The organism is Micromonospora sp. NPDC047557 (assembly GCF_043205095.1).
Taxonomy (GTDB): Bacteria; Actinomycetota; Actinomycetes; order Mycobacteriales; family Micromonosporaceae; genus Micromonospora.
Window position 1 is genome coordinate 293,236 of record NZ_JBIDDK010000006.1, and the last position, 16,780, is coordinate 310,015.

Annotated in this window: 14 protein-coding genes; 9 read left to right on the forward strand and 5 right to left on the reverse strand. The window is 69.9% G+C overall.

Annotated features, from left to right (window positions below):
* Positions 1–155 precede the first annotated feature (155 nt).
* The 4 genes from ACGGAQ_RS17690 (at position 156) to ACGGAQ_RS17705 (ending at position 3,864) form a co-directional block, all read left to right on the forward strand.
* Positions 156–542 (forward strand): YciI family protein, encoded by a 387-nt coding sequence (locus ACGGAQ_RS17690; protein WP_393050295.1) that lies wholly within the window; start codon positions 156–158, stop codon positions 540–542.
* On the forward strand, positions 542–1,813 hold the full coding sequence (locus ACGGAQ_RS17695) for an RNA polymerase sigma factor (RefSeq protein WP_393050298.1): 1,272 nt from the start codon (positions 542–544) through the stop codon (positions 1,811–1,813). The genes ACGGAQ_RS17690 and ACGGAQ_RS17695 overlap by 1 nt, the downstream gene beginning before the upstream one ends.
* 189 nt (positions 1,814–2,002) lie before the next feature.
* Complete coding sequence (locus ACGGAQ_RS17700) at positions 2,003–3,235, forward strand: cellulose binding domain-containing protein (RefSeq protein ID WP_393050300.1); 1,233 nt, start codon at positions 2,003–2,005, stop codon at positions 3,233–3,235.
* Positions 3,236–3,468: 233 nt separating this feature from the next.
* Entirely contained in the window at positions 3,469–3,864 is a 396-nt protein-coding gene (locus ACGGAQ_RS17705; RefSeq protein ID WP_393050303.1) for a GNAT family N-acetyltransferase, read from the forward strand.
* Positions 3,865–3,915: 51 nt separating this feature from the next.
* Here ACGGAQ_RS17705 and ACGGAQ_RS17710 read toward each other — a convergent pair whose 3' ends face one another.
* Complete coding sequence (locus ACGGAQ_RS17710; RefSeq protein ID WP_393050306.1) at positions 3,916–4,398, reverse strand: hypothetical protein; 483 nt, start codon at positions 4,396–4,398, stop codon at positions 3,916–3,918.
* A gap of 192 nt (positions 4,399–4,590) precedes the next feature.
* On the opposite strand from ACGGAQ_RS17710, the gene ACGGAQ_RS17715 reads away from it, so the two are divergent.
* Complete coding sequence (locus ACGGAQ_RS17715; RefSeq protein WP_393050309.1) at positions 4,591–5,232, forward strand: DUF7003 family protein; 642 nt, start codon at positions 4,591–4,593, stop codon at positions 5,230–5,232.
* Between the two features lie 344 nt (positions 5,233–5,576).
* Here the strand turns inward: ACGGAQ_RS17715 and ACGGAQ_RS17720 are convergent, their stop codons facing one another.
* Entirely contained in the window at positions 5,577–6,002 is a 426-nt protein-coding gene (locus ACGGAQ_RS17720; protein ID WP_393050312.1) for a nuclear transport factor 2 family protein, read from the reverse strand.
* 235 nt (positions 6,003–6,237) lie between these two features.
* Between ACGGAQ_RS17720 and ACGGAQ_RS17725 the strand changes: the two genes are divergently transcribed.
* The 4 genes from ACGGAQ_RS17725 (at position 6,238) to ACGGAQ_RS17740 (ending at position 11,619) form a co-directional block, all read left to right on the forward strand.
* Complete coding sequence (locus ACGGAQ_RS17725; protein ID WP_393050315.1) at positions 6,238–9,702, forward strand: ThuA domain-containing protein; 3,465 nt, start codon at positions 6,238–6,240, stop codon at positions 9,700–9,702.
* Between the two features lie 138 nt (positions 9,703–9,840).
* The gene (locus tag ACGGAQ_RS17730) at positions 9,841–10,374 is read left to right on the forward strand and encodes a DUF6817 domain-containing protein (protein WP_393050318.1); all 534 of its coding nucleotides are present in this window, start codon (positions 9,841–9,843) and stop codon (positions 10,372–10,374) included.
* A 17-nt stretch (positions 10,375–10,391) separates the two neighbouring features.
* Positions 10,392–10,796 (forward strand): pantetheine-phosphate adenylyltransferase, encoded by a 405-nt coding sequence (coaD, locus tag ACGGAQ_RS17735; protein ID WP_393050320.1) that lies wholly within the window; start codon positions 10,392–10,394, stop codon positions 10,794–10,796.
* Positions 10,797–10,851: 55 nt separating this feature from the next.
* Positions 10,852–11,619 (forward strand): hypothetical protein, encoded by a 768-nt coding sequence (locus tag ACGGAQ_RS17740; RefSeq protein ID WP_393050322.1) that lies wholly within the window; start codon positions 10,852–10,854, stop codon positions 11,617–11,619.
* Positions 11,620–11,668: 49 nt separating this feature from the next.
* Here the strand turns inward: ACGGAQ_RS17740 and ACGGAQ_RS17745 are convergent, their stop codons facing one another.
* The 3 genes from ACGGAQ_RS17745 to ACGGAQ_RS17755 all read right to left on the reverse strand — a co-directional run bounded on the left by ACGGAQ_RS17745 (position 11,669) and on the right by ACGGAQ_RS17755 (position 16,776).
* Positions 11,669–14,668: a S8 family serine peptidase gene (locus tag ACGGAQ_RS17745; RefSeq protein ID WP_393050324.1), complete on the reverse strand. Its 3,000-nt coding sequence runs from the start codon at positions 14,666–14,668 to the stop codon at positions 11,669–11,671.
* Positions 14,669–14,856: 188 nt separating this feature from the next.
* Entirely contained in the window at positions 14,857–15,585 is a 729-nt protein-coding gene (locus ACGGAQ_RS17750; RefSeq protein WP_393050327.1) for a class I SAM-dependent methyltransferase, read from the reverse strand.
* A 246-nt stretch (positions 15,586–15,831) separates the two neighbouring features.
* Positions 15,832–16,776, reverse strand: coding sequence for an acyltransferase domain-containing protein (locus ACGGAQ_RS17755; RefSeq protein WP_393050330.1), 945 nt, complete (start codon positions 16,774–16,776; stop codon positions 15,832–15,834).
* Between the last annotated feature and the right edge of the window lie 4 nt (positions 16,777–16,780).

Below are 16,780 nucleotides of genomic sequence, written 5' to 3' on the forward strand. Positions count from 1 at the left end.
AGCCGACGCTCAGAGCTGGTCCGACGGACGGGACGCGAGCCCACGAGCTGGATTGCGACGAGAGTTTTGTTGCGGGGCCGCGTCGATCCACCGGCCGCCCGTTCGACGTGTGGGGTGAGGGCCGAGGGGCGGCCCCACCGGACGAGGAGAACGCGATGTCGACGTACATGCTGATCATGCGAGGCACCGACGAGTCGAACGCCGCCATGATGGCCTCGATCGACGAGGCGATGGTCGCGACCCGCACGTTCATCGAGGAGATGGTCAAGGCCGGCGTCCTCCTCGCGGCCGAAGGGCTGGACGATCCGGCCGAGGGCGTCGTGGTCGACTTCGGCGGCGAGGCCCCGGTGGTCACGGACGGGCCGTACGGCGAGACCAAGGAACTGTTCGGGGGCTACTTCCTGCTCGATGTCGCCTCGAAGGAGGAGGCGGTGGAGTGGGCCAGGAGGTTCCCCGCGGTCCGCGGCTCCAAGATCGAGGTCCGGCGGGTGGCCGAGGCCGACGAGGTCCCGGCGGACAGCGCGAGCACCGGCCACCTCTGATGGGTACGGCCGACGTCGAGGCCGTCTGGCGGATCGAGTCGGCGCGGATCGTCGCCGCGCTGACCCGGTTCACCGGTGATTTCGAGCTGGCCGAGGACGCCGCCCAGGAGGCGGTGGCCGAGGCGCTGGTGTCGTGGCGGCGTGCCTCCCCGGCCAATCCGGCCGGTTGGCTGATGGCCACGGCCCGACGGCGGGCCATCGACGCGATCCGCCGCCGAAGCGCGCTCCAGGAGCGGTACGCCCTGTTGGCGGTCGACGCGGCGGCCGGTTCGGTGGTCGACGAGGGCGGCGACCCCGACCGGATCGACGACGACGTGCTGGCACTGATGTTCGTCAGCTGCCACCCGGTGCTCTCCCCCGAGGCCCGGGTGGCGCTGACCCTGCGCGTGGTCGGCGGCCTGTCCAGCGAGGAGATCGCCCGCGCGTTCCTCGTGCCCGTGCCGACCGTGCAGGCCCGCATCACCCGCGCCAAGAAGACCATCGCGGCGGCCCGGGTGCCGTTCGAGCTGCCGCCGGCCGCCGAGCGCCGGGAACGGCTCGGCGGCGTGGTCAGCGTCCTGTACGTGATCTTTACCGAGGGGTCGACGGCCACGTCGGGCGACCGGTTGCTGCGCCCCGACGTCGCGTACGAGGCGATCCGGCTGGCCCGTACGCTGGCCGCGCTGCAACCGGACGAGCCGGAGGTGCACGGCCTGCTCGCGTTGTGCGAGCTGACGGCCGCGCGCTTTCCGGCCCGGACCGGCCCGGACGGCGCCCCGGTCCTGTTGGAGGACCAGGACCGACGGCAGTGGGACGCCTGCGCGATCCGTCGCGGGCTGACCGCGCTGGCCAGGGCGTCGGCTCGCGGGCTCGGCCCCTACGGCCTGCAGGCCGCGATCGCCGCCACCCACGCGTCGGCGCCCTCCGTCGAGGCGACCGACTGGGAGCGGATCGTCGTGCTCTACGAGGCGCTCGGCCGGGTCGCCCCCTCACCGGTGGTCGACCTCAACCGGGCCGTCGCCGTGGCCATGGCCTCGGGCCCGGCGCGCGCCCTGGCGATGGTGGACGAGCTGATCGCCGCGAACCGGCTCCCCGGATCGCACCTGGTCCCGACCGTACGCGGGGAGCTGCTGGCCCGGCTCGGACGGCGAGCGGAAGCGCGCGCCGAGCTGGAGCTGGCGGCGCGGCTGTGCGCCAACCAGCGTGAACGCTCGGTGCTGCTGCGCAAGGCGTCGGAAGCAGCGGGCCCAGGACCGGTGCCGCCCAGCCTCGCCGGACCGACCATAGATTGACACTTTTCGTTACGACAGTGATAGTAACTGCATACCGCTCCCAACGGATCGCCTGTGGGGACCCCGCCGGGTGGTCGACGCGTTCGCCTCGACCTGGCCCGTGGCCTGCGCTGACCGCTGCGGTCGCAGCGTGAACGAACAGCCGCCACCGCCGCCGGGAGCCCACCGTGACATCCGTTGGAGGGGTGCATGAGAAGGAGATCGAAGATCTACGCGGGGCTGGTGAGCGTCATCGTCCCGGTCGCCTCGGTGATCGTGATGCTCGGCGCGACACCGGCCGATGCCGCCGTCGGCGGTTCCGGGCCCTATCCCGCCGACTACGAGACGTCGGCCAGCCTGGCCAACCACACCATCTTCCGGCCCCAGACGCTCCCGTCCGAACGCCTCCCCATCGTCGTCTGGGGCAACGGCGGGTGCTCGGCCAACGGCCTCTCCCAGGGCAACTTCCTGCGCGAGATCGCCTCCCACGGTTTCCTCGCCATCGCCAACGGAGCCCCGAACGGATCCGGCTCCACGACCTCCCAGATGCTCACCCAGTCCATCGACTGGGCCGTCGCGGAGAACTCCCGCCAGGGCAGCAAGTACTTCAACAAGCTCGACACCACCAAGGTCGCCGTCGCGGGCTTCTCCTGCGGAGGGCTGGAGGCGTACGCCGTCTCGGCCGACCCACGCGTCACCACGACCGGGATCTTCAGCAGCGGCCTGCTGAACGACGCCGACGACTACCAGCTCAGGAGGCTGACCAAGCCGATCGCCTACTTCATCGGCGGGCCCAGCGACATCGCCTACCCCAACGCCATGGACGACTGGGGCAAGCTGCCGACCGGGCTGCCCGCCTTCATGGGCAATCTCAACGTCGGTCATGGCGGCACCTACGACCAGGCCAACGGCGGCGAGTTCGGCCGCGTCGCGGTGCTCTACCTCAAGTGGCGCCTCAAGGGTGACACCACCGCTGGCGCCAACTTCGTCGGGCCGGACTGCGGCCTGTGCCGCAGCCAGTGGACCGTCCAGCAGAAGAACCTGACGCTCGACGGCGGCACGCCGCCCACCACGCCGCCACCCACGACACCTCCGCCCACGACGCCCCCGCCCACCACTCCTCCGCCCAGCACGCCTCCGCCCACCGGCACGGCCTGCACCGCGGTCTATTCAATTCAGGACCAGTGGAACGGTGGATTTGTCGCCAGCGTGACCGTCACCGCGGGGACCTCCGCGCTGACCGGCTGGCGGGTCACCCTCGCCCTGCCGAGCGGAGCGTCGGTCAGCTCGGTGTGGAACGGCGTCGCCAGCGGTACCAGCGGCACCATCACCGTGACCAACCAGAGCTACAACGGACGACTGGCGGCAGGCCAGACCACCAGTTTCGGGTTGCAGGGCACCGGCATCGGCAGCGGCGCCACCGTCACCTGCACCGGAAGCTGACGTAGGCCAGCTCTGCGGGTCGGCGCCGGAGGCACCGGCCCGCAGGGCGGTCGCGCGCGGCCAGGACACGCCGGTCGACATGCGAGACTGCCGCGGTGCCCTGGGAAGCTGCGATGCCGCCTCGCCCGCCCTCGAACCCCGTCGCGCTGATACCTGTCGACCGGTCGCACCGGGCGGTGCTCGGCAATCTGGGTCAGTTGTATCGCCACGATCTGTCAGAGGCGTACGGTCACGTGCCCAACGACGACGGCACGTTCAACGACCGGCCACTCGACCGGTTTCTCGCCGGCGTCGACCCGCAGCGCCGGGCCTGGTTGATCACCGCCGCCGGCCGTACGGCGGGGTTCGTGATGACCACGCCGACCGAGGACGGCGGCATGTCCGTCACCAGCTTCTTCGTCGTCCGCGCGCTGCGCCGCACCGGCGTCGGCCGTACCGCTGCCGTCCAGGTCATCTCGCTGTTCCCCGGCAGGTGGAGTATCGGCTTTCAGCGTTACAACGTCGGCGTCGAAGCCTTCTGGTCGCGGGTGGCGGAACAGGTCGTCGGGGACGCGTGGGAGATCCACGATGGCCCCACTGCCGAAACGCGGCCCCCCGACACCTTTCTCACCTTCACCACCTCCGGCTGACAGGATCGTCGCGGCGGGTCATCGGCGGAGCGTGGCGGGTCGCGGCACCGGTCAGACCTGCCGCCACACCTGGAACGTCTGCTGCACCCGCCACGTACCGTCGGGCTGCCGCGCCTCGTTGCGCCAGCGGAACTCGTCGGCTGCGATGTCGGAGAAGGTCCACCGCAGATCACCGCCGTCGAGCACGATCAGTTCGCCGACCCGGGCGGCCCGGAAGGTGTGCGTCCGATGCCGACCCGGCCCCACCCACGTCGAGCGCCAGATTCCCGGACCTGCCGTGGGATCAGGGAAGCGCACGCTGACGCCGTGTTCGACGCCGGGCAGGATCCAGACATCGGTGGTCGCCCGACCTGCCAACGCGTACCCGAAGTGCCACTCGCCCCGGCGGACGGACGACGACCCGTCGGGGTCGTACTCGGTGCAGTCCAGCGCCCAGGAACCCGTGAACTGTCCGAACAGGCTGAGATCGACGCCATCGGCCGGGCCGTCCGCGAGGAAGACGGCACCGACGGCGCGGGATGAGTCGCGGAGCATGTCAGAACGATAGCCACACCACCGAAGCGGGTGAGGTAGCTCGTGACGGCTGCGGGCGGCTGCCGACCGGTTCAGCGGACCGAAAGCTGACTCAGTCCAGAGTCAGAGTGACACGCGTCGATGTCGTAATCCATCCGGGGCTGACGTCCACGCTTGATCATGTCGGAGCGTCCGTGGCTACACTGCACGACCATGCGCTCCGGCGAGATTCTCGACCAGCTCGACGCCGCGGCCGAGGATTTCCGGTTCCCGGACCTGGGCCACGGCTATTTCTACGCGGTCGACGCGCGGCTGCACGCCTATCGCGATGCGCACCGGTGGGCGCTCATCGTCGAGGCGTTGGGATACTCGCCCAGGGCTGGCAACCTCGTTGACGTCCTGCACGTCTTCGGTAACTGTCTCACCACGGGAGAGCCGGGCTTTGGCAACGAGGACTTCCTCAACCGGGTCGACAACTGGGACGAGATCGAGGATGTCGACGAGCCCGAGATCTACTGCGGAAACCCGATTGCGGTACGAGGACAGCGGATCGCGGTAGCGGCCGAGCTGGGCGAGGAACTGGTCGACGTGCTTCGCCGGCTCGTTCCGGATCACCGGGAGCTGCTCCTGGCCGACGAAGTCGAGCTGCGGCGGCGGATCCCGGCCGACCTCCCAGAGATCATGCGGTTGGATCGGTGGCACCACCCGGACCTTTTCCAGGAGGCCCTTCCCAGTCAGTCAACGACCTTCCGCCAGCTCGCCGACGTGCTGGCGATGGGAGATGCGAGTCGGTACGCGCCAGACATGCCACCCAACACACACTGGTCCAACTGGCCGGAGTCCGGGAACCTGTAACCCTCACGGCGGGACCTCGGCCGGCAGGACGTCTCCGCTGCTCCCAGCCACCAGCCTGACGGTGGCCCCCACACCACTCGACCGGGGCGACCGGATCGGCAGCTGAGGTGTGCCGCCGGAGAGCGGCAATCAGTGCATCGAGTCAGGGGACACCGGACCGGAAAGGCTCGCGACGACAAGCTCTACGGCTTGGGCTGCTGTCGTGGCCTCACCAACCAGCCGTTCATAGCCTGGGGTGAAGACCCGGTAGGGAGGGCACGAGATCGCGCCACGTCGCGGCGGCCTCGATGTTCTCCCCCATCGAGGCCTCCTCCCACTGCAGGTGACGCAGATCGGCGGGCGGCCTACGCGTGCGTGCCGCCGGTGATGCTGGCCAACGCGTCGAGCAGCGGCAGTGGGTTGATGTAGTCGCGGTACGACAGGATCTGACCGTCCCGGACCCGGAACACGGCGATGACGATCTGCTCGAACGCCGCGCCGGTCGCGACGACGCTGCCGTGCGCCTCGTACTCCACGATGATCGTCTCCGGATCGGTCGTCTCGTGCACCACCACGTTGCGGTGCTCGGCGATCCTGATGAACGCCTCGGCCGTCGCGGTCAGATGCCGGCGGATCTCTGCGCGGCCCCGCACCTGGGCGGGCACGCCCGGCGGCCGGTAGGGCCACTCGATGTACCCGTCGGGCGCCATCAGCCCCACGAACGTCTCGACATCCAGGTCGCGGCTCGCCCGCAACACCCGCTCGACGACGTCGCGTGACGTGGCTGTCATCGATTCACCTTCCCGGGACGCGTCGTCGACGAGTCGACCGAACGCCGCATTCACGACGTGACGGAGCGTGTCCAGGGGACATCGTAAGCGCCGCCGCGCGAGCGCGGTGTCCCGCCACCGCGTCAGGAAAACGCTTACCCGATGGCTATTGACGGTCATCACTGGCTGTCAGTACCGTGATGCGGGCAGCGAGAAAGCGCTTTCCGACCCTCACCGTCCGACAGGGAGCGCCCCCATGCCCAAACACCTGCGCGCGATCTGCCTCGCCCTGCTCACCGTCGCCACCGTGCTGAGCACCACCACCGCCCTGCCCGCCGAGGCCGCGCCCCGCTTCCGGGTGCTGGTCTTCTCGAAGATCACCAACTTCTACCACGACTCGATCCCGGCCGGCGTCGCCGCGATCCAGCAGCTCGGCGCCACCCACAACTTCGAGGTCGTCGCCACCACCGACGCGGGCGCCTTCACCGACGCCAACCTCGCCACCTTCGACGCCCTGGTCTTCAACAACACCAACTCCACCCCCGCCTCGGGCGACCTGCTCAACGCCAGCCAGCGCGCGGCGTTGCAGACGTTCATCCGCAACGGCGGCGGCTGGGCCGGCCTGCACGCCGCCTCGGCCAGCGAGCGCGACTGGCCGTGGTACGAGGGCCTGGTCGGCACCATCTTCGACTACCACCCCGACTTCTCGGCCACCGGCGGCACCTACCCGGGCCGGGTCAAGGTGCTCGACCGTGCCCACCCCTCCACCCGCAATCTGCCGGAGCTGTGGGAGCAGAGCGAGGAGTGGTACAACTGGCGGACCAACCCGACCGGCAACGTGCACACCCTCGCGCAGATCAAGGTGCGCGACGGGATCAACGGGCTGGACGAGGGCGTCGACCACGCGTACTCCTGGTGTCAGCGCTACGACGGCGGCCGGTCGTGGTTCACCGCCGGCGGGCACGCCAGCTCCCGGTTCAGCGAGCCGGCGTTCCTGGAGCATCTGCGCTACGGCATCGAGTGGGCCGCCGGCGCGGTCGCCGGCGACTGCTCCGCCACCGAGACCGGAAACTTCGAGCGGGTGGGCCTGGTCACCGAGAACCTGGCCGACCCCTTCGAGCTGGCCGTCGCCCCGGACCGGAAGGTCTACTACATCCAGCGCACCGGCGCGCTGAAGGTGGTCGACTCGAACACGCTCCAGGTCACCACGCTGCTGGACTTCGCCTACACCTCGGCGATGACCGACCAGTCCGACGGGCTGCTCGGAATGACCCTGGACCGCAACTTCGCCAGCAACGGCTGGGTCTACCTCCTCTGGTCGGACAAGACCCTCAAACAGCTCAACCTGTCCCGGTTCACGGTGGCGAACAACAGCGTCGCGCTGTCCTCGGAGAAGCGGCTGCTGACCGTTCCCACGTACCGCGGCGTGGGTCGGGCCAACTCGCACATGGGCGGCTCGCTGGCCATGGACGCGGCCGGTCGCCTGTACGCCGCGATCGGCGACAACACCGACCCGTTCGCCTCCAGCGGTTACACCCCCATCGACGAGCAGGCCGGCCGGGCCGCCTGGGACGCGCAGGGCACGGCCGGCAACACCAACGACCTGCGCGGCAAGATCCTGCGGATCACCCCGCAGGCCGACGGTACGTACACCGTGCCGAGCGGCAACCTCTTCCCGGCCGGCACGGCGAAGACCCGGCCGGAGATCTACGCGATGGGCATGCGCAACCCGTTCCGGATCACCATCGAGCCGCAGACGAACGCGGTGCTGGTCGGTGACTACGGCCCGGACGCTCGCGCGGCCGACCCCAACCGCGGTCCGGAGGGGACCGTCGAGTTCAACCGCATCACCGCCGCCGGCAACTACGGCTGGCCGTACTGCGTGGGCAACAACATCCCGTTCAACGACTACAACTTCGCCACCAGCACCTCCGGGGCGAAGTTCACCTGCGCGGCGCTGACGAACAACTCCCCCAACAACACCGGCCTGACCACCCTGCCGGCGGCGAAGCCCGCACTGGTCTGGTACGCGTACTCCGCCTCCAGCCAGTTCCCCGAGGTGGGCACCGGGGGCGGCGGCCCGATGAGCGGGCCGGTCTACGACTACGACCCGGCCAACACCCGCACCACGAAGTTCCCCGAGTACTTCGACGGTAAGTGGATCACGTACGAGTTCACCCGCAAGTGGTTCAAGACGCTCTCGATCCACCAGACCGCGCAGACCTTCACCAACTCGCGCTTCGGTCCCACCGCCGTCGGCGACCTCCAGTCGATCAACGGAATCTTCGACAACATGAGCTGGATCCAGCCCTTCGAGGCGGAGTTCGGCCCGGACGGCTCGCTCTACGTCATCGACTTCGGCGAGGGCACCGGCAGCGGTCGCGGCGGCAGCAACGCCGGCGCCGGCATCTACCGGATCGACTACGTGGCCAACGGCCGGCCGCCGACCGCGAAGATCGCCGCCACCCCGGACAGCGGACGCGCGCCGCTCGCGGTCAGCTTCTCCTCGGCCGGGACGGCGGCCGGTGACGGCTCGGCGCTGAGCTACGCCTGGGACTTCACCAACGACGGCACCACCGACTCGACGGCCGCCAACCCGAGCTTCACCTACTCGACGGCCGGAAAGTTCACCGCCCGGCTGACCGTACGCAACAGCGGCAACGGCCTGACCGCCAGCGCCGTCACCGACGTGGTGGTCGGCAACACCCGACCCACGGTGACCATCACCGTGCCCGACGGCGGGTTCTTCGACTTCGGCGACAAGATCCCCTACACGGTGACGGTCACCGACCCGGAGGACACCACAATCGACTGCGCCAAGGTGACCGTCCAGACCCAACTCGGCCACGACACGCACGCCCACCCGCTGGACGTCTACACCGGCTGCTCGGGACTGCTCGCGACCGAGGCGGACGCCGGTGACGGCCACGGGCCGGGGCAGAACCTCTACACCGTCGTCACCGCGCAGTACACCGACGGCGGCGCGGCCGGCGGCGTACCGGCGCTGACCGGCTCGACCCGGGCGCAGCTGCAACCCAAGAGCAAGGAGGCCGAGCACTTCAGCGCCCAGTCCGGCCTCACCGTGAACGACCGGACCACCGCCCGCGCCGGCAAGCGGCTCGGCGACGTCGACCACAACGACTGGGCGGCGTACGGGCCGGTGGACCTGCGCAACATCGGCTCGGTGACACTCGGAGTGACCAACGGCGGGCTCGGCGGCGTCATCGAGCTGCGCACCGGTTCCCCCACCGGCACGCTGATCGGCTCGGCCACCATCGGCTCCACCGGCGGATGGGACAACCTGGTCTCGCCCACCGTCACGCTGACCAACAAACCCGCCGGCACCACAGTCCTGTACGTGAAGTTCGTCAACGCCGCACAGGTCGGCGGCACACCGGACCTGCTCTCGCTGGACTGGCTGCGGTTCAACGGGGCCGGCGTCAAACAGGAACCGGGCGGGACGCTGTCGCTCGCGGCCAACCCGGCCAGCGGCACCGCGCCGCTGACCACCACGCTGACCGCCACCGCGACGGCACCGTCGGGGCAGAGCATCACCGACTACGCGTGGGACTTCGGCGACAACAGCACCAGCACGCACGGCGCGACCCTGCGGTCGACGAGTCACAGCTACGCGCGCAAGGGGACCTTCACCGCCCGGGTGACGGTCACCTACACCAGCGGGGAGACCCGCTCGCTCAACCTCACCGTCACGGCCACCTGATCGGGAGTCGGGGGCGGACGGGCCAAACCCCCGTCCGCCCCCGTCGAGACGGTCCTGCGAAGCCGCTGACGGCGCTGTGACATATTGCCCACGTCCGGGGGCAGCGAGTTCCGGCAGCCGATACCTACAGTCGGGGCCATGAGCACCGACACCGACGTGCGGGTCTGGCTCCGCGACCGGGGCGCTGAGCAGATCGCGCATCCCGGGGGCAATCTGTACGCCCACCTGTGTCGCGTCAGCGACCGACTCGCCGCGCTCGGCTGCGACGGCGACGTATCGGCCGCCGGCCTCACCCACGCCGTTTACGGCACCGACGGGTTCGACCTCACCCTGCTCGATCGGGCCGATCGTGCGGTCCTGCGGGATCTGATCGGCGCCGACCCCGAGGAGCTTGTCTATCTGTACGGCGCTTGCGACCGGGAACGCAGTTGGCGGGAGCTGGCCACGACCGGCCAGGTGTTCGACCGCTTCGTGGGTCAGGTGAGAACGACGAGTGGGGCTCAACGTCGGTCGCTCATCGACCTGAGCATCGTCAACGAACTGGACGTCATCGAGCACGATCGCGCGGTGGCCGCGCGCCACGGCGCCTACTTCCGGGCACTGTTCGCCTCCTGGGCCCCGGCGGCCTCCGCACCGGTCATCCGCGACGCGCAGCGGGTCCTGGGGGCGTGACACCCGGACGCGTACGCGTGCGAGCCGTCTACCCCGGCACCTTCGATCCCTTCACCCCGGGGCATGTGAACGTGGTGAGCCGGGCACGCGAGCTCTTCGACGAAGTGGTCGTGCTCGTGGCGGTCAACAGCAGCAAGCGTCCGGGCACCGACGAAGTGCGGCGGACGGCCGCCGTACGGGCCGTCCTGCCGGTCGAGTGGACGACCGTCACCGTTGTGGCCTGGAACGGGTTGACCTCCACCTACTGCCGCCGCCACGACGTGGATGTGATCGTCCGAGGCGTGCGCAACACCACCGACTTTCGATACGAGTACCAACTCGCCGCGATGAACCAGTCGCTGGGTGTTCCCACGGTGTTCCTACCCGCGCAGCCCGAACTGGCCGGCGTGTCGTCGACCGCGGTGCGCACGCTCGGGCGCTGATCGTTTCCGCCGGCTCGTCGCAGGGAACTGCTCGGGTAGAGGTGAGGGGGGAAACATGAGCCGGTACGCAGCGCCACCCACCACGCGAGCGCCACGGGCGCTCCGGCTGATCCTGCCGTTGCTGGGCACCGTCGCATTGAGCGCCGCCTGCACGACAGGTGGGGACGCGCCCGACTCGGCGTCGTCTACCGGGTCGCCGACGACCGCGGCGGCCACCCCGAGCCCGACCGGGCAACCATCCGCGAGCGCCAGCGTGCCGGTCACCATCCCCACGTCGGCCTTCGTCGAGCTGCCTGTCGAGCTGCGGAAGTCCCCGCGACGCCCGACGGCCGTCACCGAGGCCCTACCGAAGTTCTGTGGCAACGAGTTCGGCACCGGAGGCCGACAGGTCACCGCGAGCGCGGCGATGACGGTGACCTACAAGAAGGCCGGCGAGCCCGACAGCAACGTGCCGCAGGGCATGATCCACCAGACCATCTTCACCTTCGAGGGTGACGGCGCTTCGGAATATCTGCGACGCCTGCGCGGCGCGGTGCAGGCGTGCCCCTCGTACGACCAGGGCGGCAACCCGGTCACGGTCAAGAGCGGGACGTTGCCCGGCGTCGGGGACGAAGCGTTGCTGGTGACTCGAACGTGGGCCGCCACGAGCCTGAACGGTGAGCGTACCGGCGGCAACACATCCGCCCAGATCGCCGTGGCCCGGGTCGACAAGGTGGTGACCGTGTTCCACGACCAGGGCTGGGAGGGCAGCAGCGGCAACCCGACCATCCTGGACCGGACCGTGCGCGACGGTGTGCAGGCCATCGACGCCTGGCAGCGCTAGCGGAAGGTGGGGCGGCGCCCGACGGCACCGCCCCACGCTCCGTCATGACCTACTGCCAGGCGCTCTGCTGGGTGGAGACGAGGTTGCCGGGGATGATCGTGCCGTTGGTGTCGTACTCGGTGTACGCCCAGAAGTCGCCCTCGGGCAGCGGCCCGTTCGGCTTCAACGTGAAGTTGACGCTCTGACCGCGCTCGGTCGTCGACGGCAGCGTCAGCGTGGCGGGCGAATATTTGGCGTTACGACCGATGATGGCGTGCCACAGCTCGAAGTCGACGACCGGGCCACCGGGCACCTGCGCGAACACGTACGCGGTGTAACGCCCCGGCTCGGGCAGGAACTTGTACGCCTGCTCCGCGCTGGTCCAGTACCTGTCACTGCTGTAGACCAGGGTGTCGCCCTTGTACAGGTACAAATCGAGGTTGGTGTTCGGGTCTTCGGTGTTGGCCTCGACGATGATGCCCGCAGTGTTCGCCGGCACGGTGAAGTCGACCTTCTTGACGCCGGAGGCGCTCGGGTCGAAGACGCCGCCGTAGACGCCGGCCGGCATCGAGTACGACGTGCGCAGCATCGGCGTGTAACCGGTGCTGCGACCGGCAAGCGGCCCGGTGAAGCCCATCTGGGCGAAGCCGAAGGAGCCGCTGGTCATCCGGCCGAATTCCTCGCCGTCGTCACCGTACGGCCGCGCGCTGATCCCCCACGGGCGGGCGGCGACCGGGATCCGGGCGCTGTGCCCCTTGCCCTTCCAGGTGATCGACCCGGTCACGTACCGGTCCCAGGGGGCGCTACCCCGGCGCAGCGTGATGGTCACCGTCGCGGACGTCCCCGGCGCCAGCGTCACCGACGCCGGCGTGACGGTGACCTTCATGCCGGGCAGGCCGGACACCGTCGACCGGTAGGTCTCCCGCGCCTTGCCCACGTTGGTGAGCGTGCGCGTGAGGGTCACCGGGCGGGTGCCGTCGTACTCGCGCAGCGAGATGGCCGGCAGGTTGAGTTCCTTTCCGTCCGGCTGGGCCGTCTCGCTGAAGGCGACCAGCTCCGCAGCGGTCGGCTCGATGACCAGTCCCGGGTCGGTGGCCCGGGCCAGGTTGATGAAGCCGCTGCCCTGGTCCAGCGGGCTGGTGGTGCCGACGGTGTCGGTCGCGGTGGTCCGCAGCGCCGAGGCGACGCGGCCCGGCGTCCAGTCCGGGTGCGTGGCACGCAGGACCGCTGCCGCGCCGGCCACGTACGGCGACGCCATCGAGGTGCCCGAGTACGCGTCGAACTGCCGCCCGAAGTTGCCCGCCGGTGAGACCGCGGCGATGATGTCCGACCCCGGGGCGACCAGGTCCGGCTTGAAGACGCCGAGGGTCACCTTGTCCGGGCCGGTGGAGGAGAAGTCCGCGACGCTGGGGACGCCCGGAACGCTGGAACCGTCACCGCCGGCGCGCAGGGACACCGTCGCGTCGGTGGGGTGACGCATCAGGTAGTTGAACAACGTGCCGGCCTGCTTCTCGGTCGGCAGGTACACCACCGGGAAGTTGTAGATCGAGTTGACCCGGTAGTTGCCGACCGGGTCGAACAGCACCATCGCCGCCCCGCCCTTGGCCTTGATCTCGGCGGCGGAGGCGAACGTGTCGGACAGCGCGCAGGCGACGACCTTACCCTTGATCTTGGCAGGGTCCAGGCTGCCCGGTTCGCAGTAGACGGCGCCCAGCTCCGGCGATCCGGCCTGGTCGCCGAAGACCATCGCCCGCGCGGTGCCACCGGGCAGCGCGTCCAGCGAGCCGCCCACCAGCTTCGTGCCGTCGCCCAGCTTGAGCGTCGCCTCGTCGAGGTTCGTCACCGCCGCGCCGACCGTGGTCACCCAGGGCGCCGCGTTGCTGATGGCGCCGCTCACGATGCCGGTGTTCCCCGCCGACGCCGCCACGAAGACCCCGGACAGGGTGGCGTTGAGGAAGGCGACGCCGATGGGCGTGTTCGCCTCCCAGTCGCCGAGCTGCGAGCCGATCGAGAAGTTCAGGACCTGCACGCCGTCCGCGACGGCCGCGTCGATGCCGGCGATGATGTCGGCGTCGAAGCCCATCCCGCCCCAGAGCACCTTGTAGACGGCGATCTGAGCGTCCGGCGCCACCCCGGAGATCGGGTCGAAGCGCCGACCGTCGATGGTGACGTCCGAGATCGGCAGACCGGCCGCCGTCGAGGCGGTGTGCGTGCCGTGCCCCTCCATGTCGCGGGGAGAGAGCAACTCACCCTCGGGCACCGAGCCACCGCCCGCGAGCCACGTGTCGGCGAAGTACCGGGCACCGACGATCTTGCCGTTGCAGTGCTCGGCCACGAAGGCCACGCCGGTCTGGCAGGTGCCGTGCCAGGTCGGGGGCGCGGGCATCTTCTTGGCGAACGAGGCGCTCTCCGGCCAGATGCCGGTGTCCAGAATGCCGATCACCGTGCCCGCGCCGGTGGCGGGACCGGGCTTGACCGGCTTGGTGGTGCGGTCGGCCGCGGACCGGTCGGCCCCACCCGAGGTGGTGGCGGTCGGGGTGGCGGCCGTCGTGCTGGTCGCGAGCGGCGACGTCGATCGGGTGCCGAGCGCGCGTGCGGCGGTGACGGCGCGAACGCGCTTGTCGGCCCGCAGCGCGGTCGCCTGCTTCGCGGTCAGCGTCGCCGAGAACCCGTTGAAGGCGGCGGTGTAGGCGGCCTTGACCTGGATACCGGCCGCGGAGGCGACAGCGGATCGCTGCGCGTCGAGGTGCCGACGGTACGCCTGCGACGGCGCCGACGTCACGTCCAGTCGGGCACCCGGCGTGGGGCGGGTCCGCGCGAGCCCGGACGTCCCACCGACGTACGTGGTCAGCGGCGCCTCGGCCAACTCGACGATGTAGACCCCCGAACCGGAGGCGTCCACGGCGGTCTTCGGGCTGGTTCCTTCGACATCGGCGTGACGATCGGCGCCGTCGGTCAGGGTGGTGCGCCGGTCCGATCCCTTGGTGAAATAGCCGGGGCTGCCGCTGGCCGACCGGTCTCCGGGCGCTGCCGACGCCGATCCCGCGACACCGGTTGTACCGGTGATCATCGCGAGGACCAGCGTCGGTATCGCCAGTCTTCGCAAGCTGTTCCCGCTCGTGCGTGTGGACACGAGACTCCCTTCCATGGCCCCTGTGTGGAGCTCCTCATTGACCGCGACCCGCGTGGGAGCGCTCCCCCACCTAAGCCCTCGACGGTTAAATGAGGATTCGAGCGGTGTTACGGATCATGACGCGCCTAAGACGAACGTTCGGCGATGAACACGAGCTCTCGACCTGGGCGATCGGGCGCCTCCCGCACGTCGAGGACTCGGTAGCCGTTGGCGGCCAGACTCGATTCGACCTCGTCCTGGCTGCGGAACCGGAGGGTCGAGTCCGAGGTGATGGTCGTGCCGTCGTTCAGGAAGCGGTAGGTGTGCCGGAAGGAGACGAATGGAAGGGCGACGTGGGTGACCTCAAGGCGCTGCTCCACCGGCCCGATTCCCGGGATGTCAAGGGTGACCGGATCGACGTCCGCCGCCCACTCCTCCCAAGCGCGATGTTCGGGGCGCCTGGTTTCGAAGACGAGATAGCCGTTCGGGCGGAGGGCGGTGTGGATGCCCTGGAGGGTCTGCGCCCAGTCGTTGTCGGTAAGAAAGACCTGGGCCACGTTCCCGGTCATCGTCGCCAGGTCGGCATCGAGCGCCGGCAGTCCGGTGGCGTCGCCGTGGATCCAGCGGATCCTCCCCGCGTGATCTTTAAGCTTCGCGACCTTGATTGATGCTTCGGCCGGGTCGACGCCAACGACTGTATGGCCGCTTCCGGCGAGCAGGATCGCCAGCGATCCTGTCCCGCAACCGACGTCAAGCACAAGGCTCGCGGTCAGCTCGCCGGCGATCGCGAGGTAGGCGGCCAAGTCGTCGCGTTCTCCATCGAAAGCGTCGTAGACACGTGCGAGGAGAGGGTGGGCAAAAATCGCATCGGGCATCCGGGGACCATATTCACCGTCAAGCGAGGCTGAGGGCTGGGGGTTGAGGGCTGCGGCGAAGGGCGCTGGTCGTCCGCTGTGGCTGCCCGCCGTGTCGATGTGCTGTTGAGCGGTATACCGCAGAGGTATGAATATGACTCTGAGGTATACCGCTTACCGCCGCAACCGCCCCCGCAAAGGTGACCGAGGGGCACCGCCCGCCGCCGGCTAGGCCCACCGCCCAGCAGAGGTTAGGAATTACTCGGGTCAGATCGGGAAGCGGCCCTGCCGCCACTGCCAGTGGCGGCCGGCCGTCAGGTGGTCGACGATCGCCCGTTGCAGGACGGTGCGGCGCGGCAGTTCGTCGAGCGGCGTGCTCAGCGTACGGAACACGAACCGCAGCACCTCGACGTCCGCGTCCAGCCCCTCCGGCTCCTCGTAGGGCTCCAGCTCGAACCGTCGCTGGAAGCGGATGATGTTGGAATCCTCGGGAAGGTATTCCCGCAACTGCGGATCGAGCAGCCACGAGCCGCAGGAGAACGCCGTGTAGTGCTCGTCGGGAAAGTGGCGCGGGAAGAAGCCGCGGGCTTCGTCGAGCGACGCCGAGACCGCTTCCGGGGTCAACGGCCCCGAGTCGGGGATGTGCAGGCCGATGGCGCCGTCGCCGCGGTGGTGCTGCAACCGGCCGAGCTCGAAGACGGCGCCACGTACGTGCAGCGTCAACCAGCTCTGCATGACCGGCCACCCCTCGCCGCGCATGCGACGGTCGATGGCGAGGTTGCGGCCCAGGTCAGCGAGGGTCGCCCAGGAGACGGCATCGGGGACGCCGTGCTCGCGGTGGTACGCGCGGACGACGTCGACCAGGGCCAGGTACGCGTACACGTAGAGATGCCGCCAGGCGGGGCCCCGTTCGCGCGGCAGCTCCGGGCCGGGCGGCAGCCAGACGTAGCCGCCGAGATCGGCGCGGACCAGGGCGATCGAGCGGTCGAGGAGCCAGCGTAGCTCGGGCGTCCACCGTGGTGAGTCGAGGTCGGGCCAGCCGGCCATGATCTCGGCGGCGTCGTCCGAGGGGACCGCGAGCCGGTCGAGCATCGCGAGCGCGTCGGCCTTGGCGGGCAGCGGAGCCGACGGCCGGTCGCCGGCGAGGCGGTGCACACGCTCGACCGCCTCGACGGGCACCCCGAGCCGGGCGGCGGTGTCGTCCACATCCACCGGG

Excerpts from the sequence above, each read along its gene's own strand:
- ACGGAQ_RS17720 (WP_393050312.1), bottom strand. The coding sequence starts at position 6,002 with ATGACAGCCACGTCACGCGACGTCGTCGAGCGGGTGTTGCGGGCGAGC.
- ACGGAQ_RS17725 (WP_393050315.1), top strand. The coding sequence starts at position 6,238 with ATGCCCAAACACCTGCGCGCGATCTGCCTCGCCCTGCTCACCGTCGCC.
- ACGGAQ_RS17750 (WP_393050327.1), bottom strand. The coding sequence starts at position 15,585 with ATGCCCGATGCGATTTTTGCCCACCCTCTCCTCGCACGTGTCTACGAC.
- ACGGAQ_RS17690 (WP_393050295.1), top strand. The coding sequence starts at position 156 with ATGTCGACGTACATGCTGATCATGCGAGGCACCGACGAGTCGAACGCC.
- ACGGAQ_RS17715 (WP_393050309.1), top strand. The coding sequence starts at position 4,591 with ATGCGCTCCGGCGAGATTCTCGACCAGCTCGACGCCGCGGCCGAGGAT.
- ACGGAQ_RS17745 (WP_393050324.1), bottom strand. The coding sequence starts at position 14,668 with ATGATCACCGGTACAACCGGTGTCGCGGGATCGGCGTCGGCAGCGCCC.
- ACGGAQ_RS17695 (WP_393050298.1), top strand. The coding sequence starts at position 542 with ATGGGTACGGCCGACGTCGAGGCCGTCTGGCGGATCGAGTCGGCGCGG.
- ACGGAQ_RS17730 (WP_393050318.1), top strand. The coding sequence starts at position 9,841 with ATGAGCACCGACACCGACGTGCGGGTCTGGCTCCGCGACCGGGGCGCT.
- ACGGAQ_RS17700 (WP_393050300.1), top strand. The coding sequence starts at position 2,003 with ATGAGAAGGAGATCGAAGATCTACGCGGGGCTGGTGAGCGTCATCGTC.
- ACGGAQ_RS17740 (WP_393050322.1), top strand. The coding sequence starts at position 10,852 with ATGAGCCGGTACGCAGCGCCACCCACCACGCGAGCGCCACGGGCGCTC.
- ACGGAQ_RS17710 (WP_393050306.1), bottom strand. The coding sequence starts at position 4,398 with ATGCTCCGCGACTCATCCCGCGCCGTCGGTGCCGTCTTCCTCGCGGAC.